Raw genomic sequence first — 455 nt, forward strand, 5'->3', positions numbered from 1 at the left:
TCGTTATATGCAATGCCCTAAAAATCTATACTATGAACGAATTCCAACAAGTTCTATATAAACAATTTGATAAGATTCAAGCTTCTAACTTGCCAAGCCATGTTAAGAAGGTGGTTTCTGCTGTTTCTCTTTGTAGAACTAATGCTATGAAGGGAAGAGTTTTCTCTTGTCCAACGGGACACTTCTCTGTATTCATGAGAGAATCTTGTAATAATAGGGCTTGTCCTACTTGCCAATCGGAAAACAAAAGAATTTGGAACATCAATACAAAAGAAAAAGTTACAAACTCTCCACATTATCATTTGGTTTTCAAGTTACCTTCTTTTCTATATCCTTACATCTTAACTCATTACAAAGTTTTTATAGAAATTCTCTTCGAAGCTTCTTCAAAAACTATACATAAGTTAATCAAATATTCATTCGATCTTACTCCTACTCCCGCCTTTATTTCTGTT

At 33.0% G+C, this 455-nt stretch carries 1 protein-coding gene; it reads left to right on the plus strand.

What is annotated here, in order from left to right; translation table 11 throughout:
• Nucleotides 1-32: 32 nt before the first annotated feature.
• A partial coding sequence (locus EHQ31_RS00810; RefSeq protein ID WP_208652700.1) for a transposase zinc-binding domain-containing protein occupies nt 33-455 on the plus strand: 423 nt, incomplete at its 3' end.

Origin of the sequence: Leptospira montravelensis (assembly GCF_004770045.1) — a bacterium.
GTDB classification, from domain to species: domain Bacteria; phylum Spirochaetota; class Leptospiria; order Leptospirales; family Leptospiraceae; genus Leptospira_A; species Leptospira_A montravelensis.